This window comes from Rhodococcus sp. 14-1411-2a, assembly GCF_002259485.1.
Classification (GTDB): Bacteria; Actinomycetota; Actinomycetes; order Mycobacteriales; family Mycobacteriaceae; genus Rhodococcoides.
The window spans coordinates 23,159-41,260 of record NZ_NPGA01000005.1 but is presented as its reverse complement, the minus strand read 5'-3'; the positions used below and the strand labels follow the sequence as shown (position 1 = coordinate 41,260).

Here is an 18,102-nt window from a genome sequence, read left to right as displayed (position 1 = left end):
CCGGTCGCTCCAGGCCGTCCTCGGAATCGGCAACGTAGTTGCAACGTTGCAAGCCCTAGTGTCCTGAATCACACACCGCATCAACTGTGAAGCACGTGTCGATCAGGAGGATTTTCAATGTCCGTCTACGCCCGTCCAGGTACCGCCGATTCCGTCATGTCGTTCCAGTCGCGCTACGACAACTGGATCGGCGGCGAGTGGGTACCGCCGGTCAAGGGCCAGTACTTCGAGAACCCGACTCCCGTCACCGGTGAGAACTTCTGCGAGGTCGCCCGTTCCACGTCCGAGGACATCGAGCTCGCGCTCGACGCCGCACATGCCGCAGCCCCCGCATGGGGCAAGACCTCCGCGGCCGAGCGTGCCGTGATCCTGAACAAGATCGCCGACCGCATCGCCGACAACCTCGAGTCCATCGCGCTGGCGGAGTCCTGGGACAACGGCAAGCCGATCCGCGAAACACTGAACGCCGACATCCCGCTGGCCATCGATCACTTCCGATACTTCGCCGGCTGCATCCGCGCGCAGGAGGGATCGCTCTCCGAAATCGACAGCGACACAGTCGCTTACCACTTCCACGAGCCGCTCGGCGTCGTCGGGCAGATCATCCCGTGGAACTTCCCGATCCTCATGGCCGTGTGGAAGCTCGCCCCCGCCCTTGCCGCCGGTAACGCAGTGGTGCTCAAGCCCGCCGAGCAGACCCCCGCGTCGATCCTGCACCTGATCTCGATCATCGGCGACCTGCTGCCCGCGGGCGTGCTCAACATCGTCAACGGATTCGGCGTCGAGGCAGGCAAGCCGCTGGCTTCGAGCCCGCGTATCTCCAAGATCGCGTTCACCGGCGAGACCACCACCGGCCGCCTGATCATGCAGTACGCGTCGCAGAACTTGATCCCGGTGACACTCGAGCTCGGTGGCAAGAGCCCCAACGTCTTCTTCTCCGACGTGCTGCAGGCCAACGACGACTACCAGGACAAGGCGCTGGAGGGCTTCACGATGTTCGCCCTCAACCAGGGTGAAGTGTGCACCTGCCCGTCGCGCTCGCTGATCCAGGCCGACATCTTCGACGAGTTCCTCGCCCTCGCAGCCATCCGTACCAAGGCTGTGCGACAGGGAGATCCGCTCGACACCGAGACCATGATCGGCGCACAGGCCTCGAACGATCAGCTCCAGAAGATCCTGTCGTACATCGAGATCGGCAAGGGTGAAGGCGCACAGGTCGTCACCGGCGGCGAGCGCGCACAGCTGGGCGGCGACCTCAACGGCGGCTACTACATGCAGCCCACGATCTTCACCGGCAAGAACAACATGCGCATCTTCCAGGAGGAGATCTTCGGGCCGGTCGTCTCGGTCACGTCGTTCACCGACTACGACAACGCCATCGAGATCGCCAACGACACCCTGTACGGGCTCGGCGCAGGCGTCTGGTCGCGGGACGGCGGCATCGCCTACCGTGCCGGCCGCGATATCCAGGCCGGTCGCGTCTGGACCAACACGTATCACCAGTACCCCGCGCACGCGGCGTTCGGTGGCTACAAGCAGTCGGGTATCGGCCGTGAGAACCACAAGATGATGCTCGATCATTACCAGCAGACCAAGAACCTGTTGGTCAGCTACGCCCAGAAGGCACAGGGCTTCTTCTGATGAATGCCCCTCGGCCGCCTGCGCGGCTGAAGACCACCGTCGAGGCGATGGACCTGCTCCGTCGCCTCGGCGGTATCCACGGCGAACTGATGATGCATCAGTCCGGGGGATGCTGTGACGGGTCGTCGCCGATGTGTTATCCCGCCGGCGAATTCATCGTCGGCGACCGGGACGTTCTCCTGGGGTACATCGACCTCAGGCTCGGCGTCGGCGAGGTCCCACAGGGCCTCCCGAGCGGGAGCGACGGTGTACCGGTGTGGATTTCGGGGTCTCAGTTCCAGGCGTGGAAGCACACGCAGCTCGTGCTCGACGTGGTTCCCGGCCGCGGCGGTGGGTTCTCGCTCGAATCGCCCGAGGGAGTGCGCTTCCTCAGCCGCGGACGTGCGTACACCGCCGAGGAGAACGACATCCTCGCCGAGTACCCACCGCTCGTGGGTGTCGACTGGGAAGAAGGCCGACGGCCGGAGATCCCCGACGATCCGCTGGTGGTCGCCGAGGCCGTCGACGCATGTCCCGTTCCGGGGATGCTCCAGGGCTGAATGCCTGCGGCAGTGGCGCGGCTGAGAGCCCCAGGCGGCACTCAGCCGCACCACTGCGCGGAGCGCATACAGTGCGAACGATGAAGAGCGCACCGAAGTCCAACCACGTCGAGGGTGACGAGAGCCTGCGCACCGTGGTCATCGCTTTCGTCGCCAACCTCGGCGTCGCGATCGCGAAGACCTGTGCAGCGGTGTTCACCGGATCTGCGTCGATGGTTGCCGAAGCCGCGCACTCCTGGGCCGATACCGGGAACGAGATATTCCTGCTCGTCGCCAATCGTCGAGGATCCCGCGGACCGGACGATCGACGGCCTCTCGGGTACGGGCGGGAGACCTATTTCTGGTCGACTCTCGCAGCGGTCGGACTCTTCGTTGCCGGTGCGGCGGTGTCGGTGTGGCACGGCATCACCTCGCTGTTCGCCGGCGAATCGAGCAGCGAGAACTACCTCGTCGCATACGTGGTGCTCGGCATCGCATTTCTGCTCGAGGGAGTCTCGTTTCTGCAATCGGTTCGACAGATTCGCGGCGAGGCCGCCGAGTACCACAGAGACTTTCTCGATCACGCGCTCGAGACCTCGGATCCGACACTGCGCGCAGTGTTCGCCGAGGACAGTGCCGCACTGATCGGCATAGTCATCGCCGGTGCCGGAATCGGATTGCATCAGCTCACCGGTAACGCTGCCTTCGACGCCATCGGCTCGATTCTGGTGGGTGTGCTGCTCGGAATCGTCGCGTTCGTACTGATAGATCGAAACCGCCGATTCCTCACCGGCGAACCGGGATCGAGAGCATTATGGAACGCGGTGGTGCAGCGGATCGAGGAACTTCCCGACGTGGCGTCGGTCCGGTTCGTTCGCATCGAGTTCGTCGGTCCCAAACAGCTCTACGTGGTGGCGAGTGTCGATCTCGTCGGTGATTTCGCAGAATCACGCATCGCGCACACGCTCCGGCGGCTGGAGCGTGAGTTGGAAGCCAACAGAGCTGTGGTGGACGCAGTACTGACAGTCGCCGAACCGGACGAGGGAGACCTCGGCGACGTCAACGCCGTCGGGTACCAGCCGTAATTCGCCCGTCATTCATCGATGACGCGCCGCTTACATCACGCGCCTATCGTGAACCGATTCGCGCGCCACACCTGTTGTGAATCGTCCCCTCGGGCGTGACCGTCGTCCCGAGCGTTATGGCTACGAGAGGCTTGTCATGTCCGTAGTAGACCCCCAGTCGTCTCCTCCGAAATCGGGCTCCCACGAGAGCACTCAGTCACACGTCGAGGGCGGTGACTACCTGGCCAAGCGAACCCTGAAGAAGGGGACGGCAGGCTGGGTCCTGCTGGCGGGCCTCGGAGTCAGCTACGTCATCTCCGGCGACTATTCCGGATGGAATTTCGGTCTCGCCGAGGGTGGCTTCGGTGGTCTGCTCATCGCGGCGATCATCATCGCGGGCATGTACCTGGCCATGGTGCTCGGCATGGCCGAAATGTCCTCGGCGCTGCCCGCGGCCGGCGGTGGCTACACCTTCGCCCGCCGCGCTCTCGGACCGTGGGGCGGATTCGCCACCGGTACAGCGATTCTCATCGAGTACGCCATCGCTCCCGCCGCCATCGCGACGTTCATCGGTGCCTACGTCGAATCCCTCGGGCTGTTCGGCATCACCGACGGGTGGTGGGTCTACCTGGTGGTCTATGCGGTGTTCATCGGAATCCATCTCTCCGGCGCAGGCGAAGCCCTCAAGATCATGTTCGTCATCACCGCGATCGCCTTGGTCGGACTCATCGTGTTCGCCGTCGCCGCCATCGGACAATTCGACGCGAGCAACCTGACCGACATCGCGCCCACCGACGCAGCCGGAGCTTCGGGATTTCTGCCGTTCGGCTACCTGGGCATCTGGGCTGCCGTCCCGTTCGCCATCTGGTTCTTCCTTGCGATCGAAGGCGTTCCGCTGGCCGCAGAAGAGGCCAAGGATCCGACCAAGAACGTCCCACGCGGCATCATCGCCGCCATGGGCGTGCTGCTCGTCACCGGTGCTGTCGTGCTGCTCCTGGTGACCGGCGCAGGCGGTGCCGACGCCGTCAAGGAATCGGGAAATCCGTTGGTGGAAGCCCTCGGTGACGGAACTGCGAGCAAGATCGTCAACTACATCGGCCTCGCCGGACTGGTTGCGTCCTTCTTCTCGATCATGTACGCGTACTCGCGCCAGCTCTTCGCGCTCTCGCGTGCCGGATACCTGCCGAAGACACTGTCCATCACCAACTCTCGCAAGGCCCCGACGCTCGCCTTGATCGTCCCCGGCGTCATCGGCTTCCTGCTCTCACTGACCGGTCAGGGCGCAATGTTGCTGAACATGGCCGTGTTCGGCGCGGCGCTGAGCTACGTACTGATGATGGTCAGTCACATCGTGCTCCGTCGCAAGGAGCCGAACATGGAACGCCCGTACCGAACCCCCGGCGGCGTCGTGACCACCGGATTCGCGTTGATCGTCGCAGCGCTCGCCGTTGTCGCCACGTTCGTCGTCGATTCCACAGCGGCACTGTGGTGCCTCGGCGTGTTCGTCGCGTTCATGGCCTACTTCGGCATCTACAGCAGGCATCATCTGGTCGCGAACTCGCCGGACGAGGAGTTCGCTGCGCTGGCCGAGGCCGAGGCCGAGCTGGAATGACGATCTACACCCAGCAGGTCTCGGGCACCACCTACACCTTCGACGGGTTGGTGGACTTGATGGCCAAGGCGACACCGCTTCGATCGGGCGACGAATTGGCAGGCTGCGCAGCGGAATCGGATGCCGAGCGCGCGGCAGCCCAGTGGGCATTGTCGGAGGTCTCGCTCGACGTCTTCCTGCAGGATCTGCTCGTGCCGTACGAGAGCGACGAGGTCACCCGGCTCATCATCGATTCACACGATCGCATCGCCTTCGGAGCGGTGTCGCACCTGACCGTCGGAGGCTTGCGGGACTGGCTGCTCCAGGTCACCGCCAGGCCGGACGCGGCCGCGACGTTGCGGTCGGTGGCCGCCGGACTGACTCCGGAGATGGTGGCAGCGGTCAGCAAGATCATGCGAAACCAGGATCTCATCGCGGTGTCTCGAGCCGTGCAGGTGACGTCGGCTTTTCGTACGACGGTGGGACTGCCCGGAACGCTCACCACCCGGCTTCAGCCCAATCACCCGACGGACGACCCCCGCGGAATCGCCGCGGCCACGCTCGACGGGTTGCTGCTCGGATCGGGTGACGCGGTCATCGGGATCAACCCGGCGACCGACTCACCTCAGGCGACGGCCGAACTGCTGCACCTGCTCGACGAGATCCGGCAACGCTTCGAGATTCCCACTCAGTCGTGCGTGCTCTCGCACGTGACGACGACGATGGAACTGATCGACAAGGGCGTTCCGGTCGATCTGGTGTTCCAGTCCATCGCGGGCACCGAAGGAGCCAATTCGAGCTTCGGAGTGAACATCCCGCTGCTTCGGCAAGCCAACGAGGCCGGCCGATCGCTGCACCGCGGAACCGTCGGGAACAACGTCATGTATCTCGAAACAGGCCAGGGTTCGGCGTTGTCGGCGGGCGCGCACATCGGTACCGGCGACCGCCCCGTCGATCAGCAGACCCTCGAAACGCGTGCGTATGCGGTGGCCCGCGATCTCGAGCCGCTGCTGATCAACACCGTCGTCGGATTCATCGGGCCCGAGTACCTGTACGACGGCAAACAGATCATAAGGGCGGGCCTCGAAGATCACTTCTGCGGCAAGCTGCTGGGACTGCCGATGGGTGTCGACGTCTGCTACACCAACCATGCCGAGGCCGACCAGGACGACATGGACACCCTGCTGACGCTCCTGGGTACCGCCGGGGTCGCGTTCGTGATCGCGGTGCCGGGTGCCGACGACGTCATGCTCGGCTACCAGTCGTTGAGCTTTCACGATGTGCTCTACGTTCGGCAGGTTCTCGGTCTGCGACCCGCACCGGAATTCGAGTCGTGGCTCTCCCGACTGGGCATGGTGGACGCCGACGGCAGAGTCCTCGACGTCGATGCCGCGGGATCGCCGCTGCGCGCGTTGATGAGTGCGCGATGAGCACGCCAGCGGAACGACCGGAAACAGAGTTCTGGGGCGAGTTGCGCGCGATGACGCAGGCTCGAATCGGGTTGGGCCGCATCGGTGATTCGTTGCCGACCACGCGGGTGCTCGAGTTTCGCTCGGCGCATGCTGCGGCGCGTGATGCTGTGCACATGCCGCTCGAGGTCGAGGAGTTCGTGGGCCGGGTGGAGCAGGTCGGTCTCGGTGCGCCGTCGGTGGTGACGTCGTTGGCGACGAGTCGCGCGGAGTATCTGCGACGGCCAGATCTCGGTCGGCAACCGAAGGATCTGTCGGAGGTGGTGAATTCCGAGAGCGAGATCGGCATCGTGCTGGGCGACGGGTTGTCCCCACGTGCGCTCGCCGATCACGGCGTGCCGATGCTGGAGGCGCTGAAAGCAGAGCTCTCCGATCGTTATTCGATCGCGGCTCCGGTGATTGCAACGGAGGCGCGGGTGGCGCTCGGTGACCACATCGCGGCTGCGATGGGTGTGCGGACGGTGTTGGTGCTGATCGGGGAGCGTCCGGGGTTGTCGGTCGCCGACAGTCTCGGTATCTATCTGACGCATCTGCCGAAACCCGGGTGCACCGACGCCGATCGCAATTGCGTATCCAACATCCATCCGCCGGAAGGCCAGGGGTATGCGCAGTCGGCACGAATCGTGGCCGGCCTGTTGGCCGGTGCCAGGAAGCTCGGGCGGTCGGGTGTGGCGTTGAAGGACACCTCGCGAGCCGATGTGCTCGAGGCAGCCGAGGCCCTCACCCTCGAGTGACATCCCCCTATTCGGGGGTGGCCGAGGGTGACCGGGCTCACTACCGTGGCCGTATGGACAGTTACTCTTCCGGTGAGTCGGACACAGCGGTGCTGGACGACACGATCGGTGCGAATCTGGATCGAACTGCGGCGCGGTACTCGGATCGCGATGCGCTGATAGATGTTGCGTCCGGGCGACGGTGGACCTACTCGGAGTTCGTCGCCGACGTCGATCTGTTGGCGGCCGGCTTGCTCGTGGCTGGTGTCGAGGTGGGGGACCGCGTCGGGATATGGGCACCGAACTGCCCGGAATGGGTTCTGGCGCAGTACGCGACGGCCAAGGTCGGTGCCGTGTTGGTCAACATCAACCCCGCGTACCGTTCGCACGAGTTGCAGTTCGTGCTGAAGCAGGCCGGGGTGTCGGTGTTGTTGTCGGCCAGGGAGTTCAAGGGGTCGGACTACGCGGCGATGATCGACGACGCCCGCCCCGAGGTGCCGTCTCTGCGTGAGGTGCTGTTCATCGGGAGCATCCAGTGGGAAGCGATGACCGATCGCGGGCATCGAGCGCTGGCGAAGACTCCGCGCATGATCACCGATGTGTCCGAGCGGCTCCGCTGCGACGACGCCATCAACATCCAGTACACCTCGGGGACAACGGGTTTCCCCAAGGGTGCGACGCTCAGTCATCGAAACATCCTCAACAACGGATTCTTCGTCGGCGAGCTCTGCCATTACACCGCCGAGGATCGAGTGTGCATTCCGGTGCCGTTCTACCACTGCTTCGGCATGGTGATGGGCAATCTCGCGTGCACGTCGCACGGCGCAGCGATGGTGATTCCCGGGCCCTCGTTCGATCCGGTCGCGACGTTGACGGCCGTTTCCACGGAGAAGTGCACGTCGCTCTACGGAGTCCCGACGATGTTCATCGCAGAACTGGCACTGGAGAACTTCGAGGATTTCGACCTCGGCAGTCTGCGTACCGGCATCATGGCCGGATCGCCGTGCCCCACCGAGGTGATGAAGCAGGTGATCGAGCGCATGGGGATGGCCGAGGTGTCGATCTGTTACGGCATGACCGAGACTTCGCCGGTGTCCCTGCAGACTCGGAGCGAGGACTCCATCGAGCAACGGGTGTCGACCGTCGGACGCGTCGGTCCGCACCTCGAGGTCAAGATCGTCGATCCGATCGAGGGCAGCACACTGCCGCGCGGCGAGGCGGGCGAGCTGTGCACGCGCGGGTATTCGGTGATGTTGGGCTACTGGGAGCAGCCGGAGAAGACCGCCGAGGCCATCGACGACGAGGGGTGGATGCACACCGGCGACATCGGGGTGATGGACGACGATGGCTACGTGGCGATCACCGGACGGATCAAGGACATGGTGATTCGCGGTGGCGAGAACATCTATCCCCGCGAAGTGGAGGAGTTCCTGTACACCCATCCCGACGTCCTCGACGCGCAGGTGATCGGTGTGCCCGACCCGAAGTACGGTGAAGAGCTGATGGTGTGGATCAGGATGAAAGACGATGCTGCGCCGCTCGATTCGGCAGCGGTGCGTGAGTTCTGCGACGGGCGGTTGGCTCACTACAAGATCCCGCGGTACGTGCACGTGGTCGACGAGTTCCCGATGACGGTCACCGGCAAGGTGCGCAAGGTGGAGATGCGCGAGCGATCGCTCGGCCTGATCGAACAGCTGCCCTTCGGCTGACATACTCGCTTCCATGACCAGTGCGCTGTGGACGCCGACGGATTCCGACCTCGCCGAGGCTCGGGTGACCGAGTTCGCGCGCTTCGTCGAGCAACGTCACGATGTGCTTCTCCCGGACTACTTCGCTCTGTGGCGATGGTCGACCACCGAGCTGGAGCTGTTCTGGCGAGCGGTGTGGGACTTCTTCGAGGTTCGCTCCTCCAGCGTGCCGACAACGGTTCTCGCGGAGCGCACGATGCCTGGCGCACAGTGGTTTCCGGGTACGGAACTGAACTACGTGGACCACGTGACTCGGTACGCTCGACCCGGTCGCGCCGCGATCGTGCACGCCCGCGAGGACGGTTCGACGCGGACCGTGACGTGGGAGGAGATGATCGATCAGGCCGGGGCGCTGGCGGGGACGTTGGCCGGCGCGGGAATTCGACGCGGCGACCGCGTCGTCGGATATCTGCCCAACGTCCCCGAGGCAGTGATCGCATTCTTGGCGACCGCGAGCCTGGGTGCGGTGTGGTCCGCGTGCGGGCAGGACTACTCGGCCTCGGCAGCACTCGATCGTCTGGGACAACTCGAACCCACGGCACTGATCACTGCCGACGGGTACGTCTACGGAGGGAAGTTCCGAGACAAGGCCGCCGATGTCGACGCGCTCACGACCGGGCTGCCGACGCTACGGCTGGTGGTGACGGTCGGCGAGGCGTCGGGAAGTGCGGTGAGCTGGTCTGCCGCAACAGCGCAGAGCCGTGAATTGGAACCGGTCGCAGTGCCGTTCGATCATCCGCTGTGGGTCGTGTTCTCCTCCGGTACCACCGGTCTGCCCAAGGGCATCGTGCACGGCCACGGCGGCGTGGTGCTCGAACATCTCAAATCCGTTGCCCTGCACTCCGATCTGGGGCCCGAGGACGTGTTCTTCTGGTACACCAGCCCCAGCTGGATGATGTGGAATTTTCAGGTCGCCGGTCTGCTGGCCGGGTCCACGATCGTGTGCGCCGACGGCAATCCCGCATTTCCGACGCCTGATGCATTGTGGGACATCGCCGCTCGGCTGGGTGTGACCTATCTCGGCACCAGCCCCGGGTACGTACTGGCATGCATCAAGGCCGACGCACATCCGGGCTCCGATCACGATCTCTCGGCACTGCGGGCCGTCGGGATCACCGGGTCCGCGATGCCTGCGACGTCGTCGATCTGGTTGTCGGAGAGCATCGGAGCCCACGTGCCGGTCTTCTCCATCTCCGGTGGCACCGATGTGGTGTCGGCGTTCGCCGGGGGAGTGCGGACCGCGCCGGTCCGGGCGGGGGAGCTGTCGGTGCCGTTCCTCGGCGTCGCGCTCGACGCCTACGACGAGGACGGCGAGCCCGTCCGCGGCACCGTCGGTGAACTGGTCGTCACCGAGCCGATGCCGTCGATGCCGCTGCACTTCTGGAACGACGCGGACGGATCTCGTTACCGAGAGGCGTACTTCGAGACCTATCCGGGAATCTGGCGGCACGGCGACTGGATCACCAGGACCGATCGCGGCAGTGTGCTCGTCCACGGCCGGTCGGATTCCACGCTCAACCGCAACGGAATTCGTATGGGGAGCGCTGACATCTATCAGGCCGTCGAATCGCTGGACGAGGTCACCGAGGCGCTCGTTCTGGGCATCGAGCTACCCGACGGCGGATACTGGATGCCGCTGTTCGTCGTGGTCCCGGGTGGCGCGACCGACGAGTTGGGTGAACGCATCCGATCCGTCATCGGAACCCAGGTGTCGCCGCGACACGTTCCCGACGACGTCATCGCCACGCCCGCGCTGCCCCACACTCGAACGGGGAAGAAACTCGAGGTACCGCTCAAACGACTTTTCCAAGGTGCCGCTGCGGCAGGCACCGTCGATGCGAGCGCCGTCGACGACCCGGCTGCGTTGGCGTGGTTCGTCGACCGGGCGGCCGAGTTTCAGCGAGTCCAGCGCGCGAGGTAGGCCTTCTCCTCCGGCGCGATGCGGCGCAGAGTCTCGGCACCGACGTCGACCATCGCCATCCGGGTGGTTGCCACCACCGCGGGCGGCGAATCCGGTGCCGCTCCCGCGGCGCGCACCTCGTACCCGATGGTGAAGTCGACAGCACGCACCTTCTCGAACCACAGGGTGACGTCGAGTGGACCGTCCGAATGACGGAGCGGCTTCTTGTACGCAATGGTCACGTTGGCGATCAACGCACTCTTGATCAGTGACTCGTTGGCCTCACCCTCGCTGAGCAGCCACTCGATTCGCGCTTCTTCGAGCAGTGTGACCATCCGTGCATGATTGATGTGCGCAAAGGCGTCCATGTCGGACCAGCGCACCGTCACGCTCGCGTGATATCCGACGGGACCGGTCTGCTCTGTCTGCATCGCAACAGGCTCTGTCTTCATTGCTAGAGGATGGCATGCGCGCCCGTGAAGTCGACGCTCTAGAGTCCCAGGAGTGATTATCGCCAATGTCGCACTGGATGGTTCCGGCGTGCTCGTCGACATCGAACTCTCAGGGTCGGTCATCGCGGCGATCACCCCCGCAGGTACTCGACGTGCAGTGAATGACGAGGTGCTCGACGGTGGGGGCGGGGTGGCGCTACCCGGATTCGTGGACTCTCACGTGCATCTGACGCAGTGGGCGGCGGCCCGTAGGCGAATCGACGTCGGGCCGGCGATGTCGGCGGCCGACGCCGTCGCGCTGGTGTACCCCTACGCGCGTACGGCAGGTGAATCCGTGGTGCGCGCCAACGGTTTCCGCGACGCACAGTGGCCGGAGGAGCCACACAAGGACCTGCTCGAGAATGCGCTGCCCGGTGCCCGCGTGGCGATGACGAGCATGGACCTGCACACGCTGTGGCTGAGCCCGGCGTTGCTCGACGACCTGGGTATCGACCACCCCACCGGTGTGTTGCGCGACGTCGACGGCCTCGAAGCGGTCATGGCTCTCGAAGAGCAGGAGGACCCGGCCGAACTCGATCGAGCCGTGCTCGACGCCACCGCGGCACTGGCGGTCCGCGGAGTCACCGGCGTCGTGGATTTCGAGTTCGCCGACAACAAGACGGTCTGGGATCGACGCCTGACGGCCGGCTCTCCCGCGGTACGCGTCGACACGACCGTGTGGCCGCAATGGCTCGACGAAGCACTCGAGCGCGGCGAGCGGACCGGAGACGTCTCGGCTCTGTCGGAACTGATCCGGCGGGGACCACTCAAGGTGATGCTCGACGGCTCGCTCAACACCCGGACGGCGTGCTGCCACGACCGATACCCGGGGATCGAGGGCGACGACGCGTACGGTCTGCTGCTCGAGACCCGGGAAGGTCTGTTCGAGCTCGTGTCGCGGGCCTCACGCGGCGGCATCGTTCCGGCGATCCACGCGATCGGCGACCGCGCGAACGGTATTGCTCTCGATGCGTTCGAGCGCGCCGGTTGCGGTGGTCGAATCGAACATGCGCAACAGATCCTGCCGGAGGACATCGCGCGTTTCGCAGCGCTCGGCGTCGCGGCATCGGTACAGCCGCAGCACGCGATGGCCGATCGCGAGATCGCCGAGGATCTGTGGGCCGGACGGCGCTCGGTGGCGTACGGATACGGAACCCTGCACCGGAGCGGGGCGAGGTTGCTGTTCGGTTCCGACGCGCCGGTCAGTCCGCCCGAGCCGTTGGCGGGAGTCGCCGCAGCGGTGTTCCGTACCGACGACGACCGACCTCCGTGGCACCCCGAGGAAGCGGTACCTCTCGAGGTGGCACTGCGGGCAGCGTGCGGTGGCCGCGGGATACTCCGCGTGGGGGATACGGCGGACATCGTCGTTCTCGTCGAGCATCCCGTGCACCGATCGGCACACGATCTGGCCGACACCGAGATCCGAGCGACGATCTGCGCCGGCGCGCTCACTCACGCGTCCGCCGGATAGGCACCGGGTTCGCGGACGACGATTCGGTCTCGACCCGGACATGAGAACTCACTCATGTTGCCCTCATCGGCGTCTCACTCGTTCGAGACAGTGTGGTGATGTGAAGTTCGCACCCAAGATCGCCGTCCTGGCGGCCGTGGTGATCGTTCCGGTGGGCGTAGCACTGGCGAGCACCGTACTCGCCGACACCCCACAGCCACCGAGCTTCGAGCCGCGAGTCACCGTCGGAGTCGCGGCACCGAGCGCATCCCAGACCTCCGGCGAGGCACCGCCCCCATCGGACACACCGGCCTCCTCGACCGTGGCACCCCCGACCGCTGCACCCTCGACCGCGGCCCCCTCGGTGGCCGAAATCCCTCCCGCGGCCACGGGCCCGGTGGGCGGTACGGCTCCGGATGCAGCGGAGCCGCCGGCAGCACCGCAGTCCATCGTCGTCCCTGCCCCGCCTCCCGTCGAAGTCATTCCGGACGGTGATGACGATGATGACGACGTCGGTGGCCCGGACGATGCGGATGGCGACGACGATGTGGAAGACGACGACGGGTGAACTCGACCGAGAAACTGATCGACGGCAGTGATGCCCGCACCGAGGTGCTCGCTCGGAGGGGACCTGTGCCCGAGCCTGCGCCTCGTCGTCCCCGGGTGGGAACCCGTGTTCCGGCGCGGGTGCGCATCCTCGGCTGGCTGTTGTTCGTCATGGCACTGGCCATGCTGGCCGTGGGGGTTGCCGTCCGAACGATCCTCCTCGCCGATGTCGAGAGAGACACTGCGGTGGCGCTCGAGCAAGAGATCGGCGAGTTCAGCGAGTTCGCTGCGACCGGCCGGGATCCGGACGACGGGTTGCCGTTCGGCGATGTCGCCGATCTGCTCCAGTTGCACCTACAGCGCCAATACCCGGACGACGACGAGATCCTGTTCGGCTACACCGATCGACTGCTGCGTCAGGAGCGCAGCGGCCCGGGAGATCTGGTCGCCGACGCGGCCGTCGTATCGGCGATCGTGGACTCACCCGACAGTGTGGGATCGACGCAGACTTCGGAAGGTGAAGTCGCCTGGGCGAAACAGGTCGCCGAACCTTCCGGCGGAGGCCAGGCCGGAACTTTCGCGATCGGAATCCTCGTCGACCGCGAACGCGCGGACGTGTCCGACACCGTTCGTGTGGTGATCGGAGTGTCACTGATGGCACTGCTGTTCACCGGCGGCATCGCCTGGGTCGTGGCCGGGCAGATCCTTGCGCCCGTGCGTCTGGTTCGGCGGACCGCAGCCCAGATCACCACCGACGACCTGTCCAGGCGGATCGAAGTGGACGGCCGAGACGACGTCGCCGAACTCGCCGACACCTTCAACGACATGCTCGATCGATTGGAGTCCGCGTTCGCCGCGCAGCGACAATTCGTCGACGACGCGAGCCATGAGCTTCGTACGCCGATCACGATCGTGCTGGGGCATCTCGAACTGATGGGTGATGACCCACGCGAGCGCGAAGAGACGGTCCGGCTCGTCACCGACGAGTTGGACCGAATGAACCGGATCGTGGAAGACCTGTTGCTCCTCGCCAAAGCCGAGCGGCCGGATTTCGTGCACAAGCAACCTGTGGATCTCGAGACCCTCCCGCGCGACATCGACGCGAAGGTACGCGCGCTCGCCGACCGCGACTGGATACTGGGGCACGTCGGCACGGGCTCGGTGCGGGTCGATCCACAACGAGTCACGCAGGCAGTGCTTCAGCTGGCGCAGAATGCGGTGTCGCACACCGGCCCCGGTGACCGAATCGTCGTGGGCTCCGAGCTCGCCCTGGACCGAGTTCTGTTGTGGGTGAGCGACACCGGTCCCGGTGTGTCCAGCGAGGACGCGCCGACCATCTTCGAACGATTCGCGCGCGGCACCAGTGCTTCGCCTCGCTCGGACAACGGCGGAGCGGGTCTGGGCCTGAGTATCGTGCGAGCGATCGCCGACGGGCATCACGGTGCCGCGACACTCGACAGTCGGCCCGGTGCCGGTGCGACATTCGGGCTCGACCTGCCGGCACGGTGAGCGACCGACGATTTCGTTCTGCCAGAAATTTTTCCACGTCACCCACGGCAGTGGAACGGCACATGAAAGAACGCTCATGGAACGTTCATCGACGTTTCATCGGACGGACCGAGACTGGTCACCATGAACACGGTCAGCTACAGAACGCAGCCACCTCCTGTCCCGGAACCGATGCGCTCATGGCGCTTTCGCGATCTGTTGACCCGCCGACTGGTCCAGGGTGTCATGAGTTCGGTTGCGTTGCTGGTACTCCTGGCCGTACTCGCCGGCGCGGCGCAAGGGCTGCCCAGCGCCGGGCGTACCACGCTCGTGGTCTTCACCGCAGCTGTCGCGCTCTGGGTGTTCACGAAGATCGACGACACCTACGTAGCTCTCGGTGCCGCACTTGCTCTGGTACTGACCGGTGTGGTGAGCACCGACGCACTGTTCGACACTCTCGGCGAGGAGACCATCTGGCTTCTCATCGCGGCATTCATCATCGCCGCGGGAGTCCGCGAGTCCGGTTTGGCAACGCGCGCAGCAGTGTTCATCGTCAGTGGCGCGCGTAGCGTACGCCAGCTCGCCCATCTGGTGACGGCCGCGTTGATCGTGACCGCTTTCGCGATCCCCGCCACCTCGGGTCGCGCGGCCCTTGCGCTGCCGGTGTTCTTGGCGTTGGCGCAGGCGCTCGCCGAGCGCAAGCGGGTGGTGCGGGCGTTGGCAATCCTGTTTCCTACCGTCATCCTGCTGTCCGCGGTGGCGACGCTCATCGGGGCGGGGGCGCATCTGATCACCAGCCAGGTGCTCGAGAGTGCGACGGGTACCGGGATCAGCTTCACCGCGTGGCTGTTGCTCGGTGTGCCGCTGGCCGTGGTCAGCAGCCACTGCGCCGCCGAACTCGTACTGGCGCTGTTCACCGATCGGGAGGATCGCCGAATACCGTTGACGGTGAACGTATCCGACATGGCGTCGCGACTCTCGACACCGGTGACGGGACCGCTGACCATCGCGGAGAACCGGGCCGCGACGCTGCTGGCCGTCGTCATCGTGCTGTGGTGCTCCGAACCGTTGCACGGCGTGCACCCCGCCATCATCGCCCTGCTGGGTGCCTTGATCTCCACCTCGCCGCGGGTGGGTACCACCGACTTCGGAAAGGCGCTCGCCAACGTGCCATGGTCCCTGCTGCTGTTCATGGCGGCAACGCTGGCCCTCGGGACCGCGTTGACGACGTCCGGTGCGGCAGGGTGGCTCTCGGACGGGCTGTTCACGTTGGTTCCGATCGGCTCGGCACCGCCCTGGGTGTTCATCGCGGTGGTGATCGTGCTGTCCGTGGCCTCGCACCTTCTCATCCAATCTCGCTCGGCACGTTCGTCCGTCCTCGTTCCGCTCGTCGTCACCACGGCTTCGGCGCTCGGAGTCGACCCCATGGCCGCGGCCTTCGCGTCGACGGCTGCAGCAGGCTTCTGCCACACCATGCCGTCCTCGGCGAAGCCGGTGGCAATCTTCGCCGAAGCCGAAGGTGTGGAGACGTATTCACCGAAGGACCTGCTACGCCTGTCCGCCGTTCTCGCGCCGCTGACCGCAGGGACCGTGCTGTTCTTCGCCGTGTTCGTGTGGCCGCTGCTCGGCACCCCCATCTCCTGATCTCCCACCCTCGAAAAGGAATCGATCACCATGCCGTCTTCCACCCCACTCCGATTCGTCGTCGCCCCGTCCGGGTTCAAGGAATCTCTCGGTGCCGACGAGGTTGCATCGGCCATTGCCGCTGGTATTCGCCGGGTGGTGCCCGGGGCCATCGTCAACTCGGTCCCCCTCGTCGACGGGGGTGAGGGGTCCGCCCGCGCCCTTGCCGGTGCCACCCTGGGCAAGGTGATCGACACCGTCGTGACCGGGCCGGTGGGCAAGCCGGTCGATTCCCATTTCGCTCTGCTGGGAACGGACGGGCCGGTCACCGCGGTCGTGGAGATGGCAGCAGCGGCCGGTCTGTCGCTGGTTCCGCGAGACATGCGCGACCCGACGGTGACCACGAGCCGCGGAGTCGGTGAGCTCATCCGCACCGCCCTCGACTACGGTGCCGAACGAATCCTGTTGGGCTGCGGCGACTCCGGCACCTCGGACGGCGGCGCGGGGCTTCTGCAGGCGCTCGGAGTGCGACTCCTCGATGCCGAAGGCCTCGAATTGGGCGACGGCGGAGGCGAGTTGACTCGGCTCGACCACATCGATGTATCCGGCCTCGATTCACGGCTGAGTCCGGGAAGCGGTGTGGAGATCAGGGTCGCATGCAACCCACACAACATTCTCTGTGGGCCCGGCGGAGTCGCCCGAATCTTCGCACCGCAGAAGGGGGCCAGCTCGACGCAAGTGGAGATCCTGTCGGCTGCGATGGACCGCTGGGCCGAGGTGTTGGAGCGTGACGTGTCGACGCGGCCGGCCGGTCTGAACCTCCGCACCGGGCCCGGTACCGGCGCGTCCGGCGGGATGGGGGCAGGCGTGGCAGCGGTCCTGCGGGCCGAATTGCTACCACGCTTCGAGGTGATGCTCGATCATGTCGACCTCGACAGCCTCATCGCGACAGCAGACCTGGTGTTGACCGCCGAGGGGTCCATCGACAAGCAGACGCCGAAGGGGAAGATCCCGACGGAGGTCGCCCGCCGAGCCAAGCTTCACGGCAAACCTGTGGTGGCGCTCGCGGGAACCATCGGTCTCGACGCCCGCGCCAACTACGACTCGGGTATCGACGCCTTCGCCGGCATCCTCCCCTCACCGGTCGAGTTGGTCGAGGCGCTCGAACGGGGTGCCGAGTTCCTGACCGACGCCACGGAGCGAGCGATGAGATTGCTTCTGGTCGGAGCGACTCTCGGCCGGTGAGGCCGGAGCAGCGTGAATGGATCTCGTGGACCTGCCGAAGTGTCCGCGATCGCCGATTCTGTCGGACCACCCGCGTAGCGTGTCTGCGATGACGTCGATCACCGATCCGCGCGTACGCGAGTTTCTGTCCACGGGTACCCGCACCGGCAAGCTCGGGTACCTGGCCTCCGACGGCAGGCCCCTGGTTGCCCCGGTCTGGTTCATCGTCGAGGGCGACGAGATCGTGTTCAACACGGGGGCCGACACCGCGAAGGGAAAGTCGATTCGCCGTGATCCCCGCGTGGTGCTGACCGTCGATCTCGAAGAGCCGCCGTACGGATTCGTCCAGGTGCAGGGCATCGCGTCGGTCGACGAGGATCCCGCCGAGTTGCTCCGCACCGCCACCGAGCTGGGGGCTCGGTACATGGGCCGCGATCGCGCCGAGGAGTTCGGCGCACGCAACGGTGTTCCGGGCGAATTGATCGTTCGGGTGACACCGAACAAGGTGATCGCCGCTTTCGACATGACGGCATGACGAGCGACGGTCTTCGCCCGGTCGGCACTGTAGATTGACCGGGTGCCGAATCGAGTCGGAGTGTGTCGGGTGAGCTCGGATCGGGTATCGACTTGTAACAG

General features: G+C 65.5%; 15 protein-coding genes. 14 read left to right on the top strand and 1 reads right to left on the bottom strand.

The features are described from left to right. Positions 1-117: 117 nt before the first annotated feature. From exaC to CH291_RS01145, 8 genes are all read left to right on the top strand, one after another. The gene (gene exaC / locus CH291_RS01180; protein ID WP_068051492.1) at positions 118-1,641 is read left to right on the top strand and encodes an acetaldehyde dehydrogenase ExaC; all 1,524 of its coding nucleotides are present in this window, start codon (positions 118-120) and stop codon (positions 1,639-1,641) included. Further along, the gene (locus CH291_RS01175; RefSeq protein WP_179276414.1) at positions 1,641-2,180 is read left to right on the top strand and encodes a DUF779 domain-containing protein; all 540 of its coding nucleotides are present in this window, start codon (positions 1,641-1,643) and stop codon (positions 2,178-2,180) included. Before exaC ends, CH291_RS01175 begins: the two co-directional genes overlap by 1 nt. 80 nt (positions 2,181-2,260) lie before the next feature. Further along, positions 2,261-3,244, top strand: a complete 984-nt coding sequence (locus tag CH291_RS01170; RefSeq protein WP_094686512.1) for a cation diffusion facilitator family transporter — start codon at positions 2,261-2,263, stop codon at positions 3,242-3,244. Positions 3,245-3,380: 136 nt separating this feature from the next. Beyond that, positions 3,381-4,835 (top strand): ethanolamine permease, encoded by a 1,455-nt coding sequence (gene eat, locus CH291_RS01165; protein WP_094639118.1) that lies wholly within the window; start codon positions 3,381-3,383, stop codon positions 4,833-4,835. Next, positions 4,832-6,244, top strand: a complete 1,413-nt coding sequence (locus tag CH291_RS01160; RefSeq protein WP_068051484.1) for an ethanolamine ammonia-lyase subunit EutB — start codon at positions 4,832-4,834, stop codon at positions 6,242-6,244. Before eat ends, CH291_RS01160 begins: the two co-directional genes overlap by 4 nt. Then, positions 6,241-7,017, top strand: coding sequence for an ethanolamine ammonia-lyase subunit EutC (gene eutC / locus CH291_RS01155; protein ID WP_094686511.1), 777 nt, complete (start codon positions 6,241-6,243; stop codon positions 7,015-7,017). Before CH291_RS01160 ends, eutC begins: the two co-directional genes overlap by 4 nt. A gap of 53 nt (positions 7,018-7,070) precedes the next feature. After that, the gene (locus CH291_RS01150; RefSeq protein ID WP_068051480.1) at positions 7,071-8,705 is read left to right on the top strand and encodes an AMP-binding protein; all 1,635 of its coding nucleotides are present in this window, start codon (positions 7,071-7,073) and stop codon (positions 8,703-8,705) included. 13 nt (positions 8,706-8,718) lie between these two features. Further along, the gene (locus tag CH291_RS01145) at positions 8,719-10,665 is read left to right on the top strand and encodes an acetoacetate--CoA ligase (RefSeq protein WP_094686510.1); all 1,947 of its coding nucleotides are present in this window, start codon (positions 8,719-8,721) and stop codon (positions 10,663-10,665) included. Here CH291_RS01145 and CH291_RS01140 read toward each other — a convergent pair. Beyond that, positions 10,641-11,096 carry an acyl-CoA thioesterase gene (locus tag CH291_RS01140; protein ID WP_256980686.1) on the bottom strand — a complete coding sequence of 152 codons (456 nt, stop codon included), beginning with the start codon at positions 11,094-11,096 and terminating at the stop codon, positions 10,641-10,643. The two genes, CH291_RS01145 and CH291_RS01140, sit on opposite strands and share 25 nt — an antisense overlap. Positions 11,097-11,148: 52 nt before the next feature. Here CH291_RS01140 and CH291_RS01135 point away from each other — a divergent pair, with 52 nt between their 5' ends. The 6 genes from CH291_RS01135 to CH291_RS01110 all read left to right on the top strand — a co-directional run bounded on the left by CH291_RS01135 (position 11,149) and on the right by CH291_RS01110 (position 18,001). Next, positions 11,149-12,606, top strand: coding sequence for an amidohydrolase (locus CH291_RS01135; RefSeq protein WP_094686509.1), 1,458 nt, complete (start codon positions 11,149-11,151; stop codon positions 12,604-12,606). A gap of 100 nt (positions 12,607-12,706) precedes the next feature. Then, a complete protein-coding gene (locus CH291_RS01130; protein ID WP_094686508.1) occupies positions 12,707-13,153 on the top strand; it encodes a hypothetical protein in 447 nt (148 codons plus the stop codon). Further along, positions 13,150-14,640 carry a sensor histidine kinase gene (locus tag CH291_RS01125; RefSeq protein ID WP_256980685.1) on the top strand — a complete coding sequence of 497 codons (1,491 nt, stop codon included), beginning with the start codon at positions 13,150-13,152 and terminating at the stop codon, positions 14,638-14,640. The genes CH291_RS01130 and CH291_RS01125 overlap by 4 nt, the downstream gene beginning before the upstream one ends. Before the next feature lie 123 nt (positions 14,641-14,763). After that, on the top strand, positions 14,764-16,263 hold the full coding sequence (locus CH291_RS01120; protein ID WP_256980684.1) for an SLC13 family permease: 1,500 nt from the start codon (positions 14,764-14,766) through the stop codon (positions 16,261-16,263). Between the two features lie 30 nt (positions 16,264-16,293). Continuing rightward, positions 16,294-17,487, top strand: coding sequence for a glycerate kinase family protein (locus CH291_RS01115; RefSeq protein ID WP_094669160.1), 1,194 nt, complete (start codon positions 16,294-16,296; stop codon positions 17,485-17,487). An 88-nt stretch (positions 17,488-17,575) separates the two neighbouring features. Beyond that, positions 17,576-18,001, top strand: coding sequence for a PPOX class F420-dependent oxidoreductase (locus CH291_RS01110; RefSeq protein WP_068051470.1), 426 nt, complete (start codon positions 17,576-17,578; stop codon positions 17,999-18,001). Positions 18,002-18,102: the final 101 nt, after the last annotated feature.

What these genes read in the sequence shown, in the direction of transcription:
- exaC (WP_068051492.1), top strand. Translation starts at nt 118, where the DNA reads ATGTCCGTCTACGCCCGTCCAGGTACCGCCGATTCCGTCATGTCGTTC.
- CH291_RS01175 (WP_179276414.1), top strand. Translation starts at nt 1,641, where the DNA reads ATGAATGCCCCTCGGCCGCCTGCGCGGCTGAAGACCACCGTCGAGGCG.
- CH291_RS01170 (WP_094686512.1), top strand. Translation starts at nt 2,261, where the DNA reads ATGAAGAGCGCACCGAAGTCCAACCACGTCGAGGGTGACGAGAGCCTG.
- eat (WP_094639118.1), top strand. Translation starts at nt 3,381, where the DNA reads ATGTCCGTAGTAGACCCCCAGTCGTCTCCTCCGAAATCGGGCTCCCAC.
- CH291_RS01160 (WP_068051484.1), top strand. Translation starts at nt 4,832, where the DNA reads ATGACGATCTACACCCAGCAGGTCTCGGGCACCACCTACACCTTCGAC.
- eutC (WP_094686511.1), top strand. Translation starts at nt 6,241, where the DNA reads ATGAGCACGCCAGCGGAACGACCGGAAACAGAGTTCTGGGGCGAGTTG.
- CH291_RS01150 (WP_068051480.1), top strand. Translation starts at nt 7,071, where the DNA reads ATGGACAGTTACTCTTCCGGTGAGTCGGACACAGCGGTGCTGGACGAC.
- CH291_RS01145 (WP_094686510.1), top strand. Translation starts at nt 8,719, where the DNA reads ATGACCAGTGCGCTGTGGACGCCGACGGATTCCGACCTCGCCGAGGCT.
- CH291_RS01140 (WP_256980686.1), bottom strand. Translation starts at nt 11,096, where the DNA reads ATGAAGACAGAGCCTGTTGCGATGCAGACAGAGCAGACCGGTCCCGTC.
- CH291_RS01120 (WP_256980684.1), top strand. Translation starts at nt 14,764, where the DNA reads ATGAACACGGTCAGCTACAGAACGCAGCCACCTCCTGTCCCGGAACCG.
- CH291_RS01115 (WP_094669160.1), top strand. Translation starts at nt 16,294, where the DNA reads ATGCCGTCTTCCACCCCACTCCGATTCGTCGTCGCCCCGTCCGGGTTC.
- CH291_RS01110 (WP_068051470.1), top strand. Translation starts at nt 17,576, where the DNA reads ATGACGTCGATCACCGATCCGCGCGTACGCGAGTTTCTGTCCACGGGT.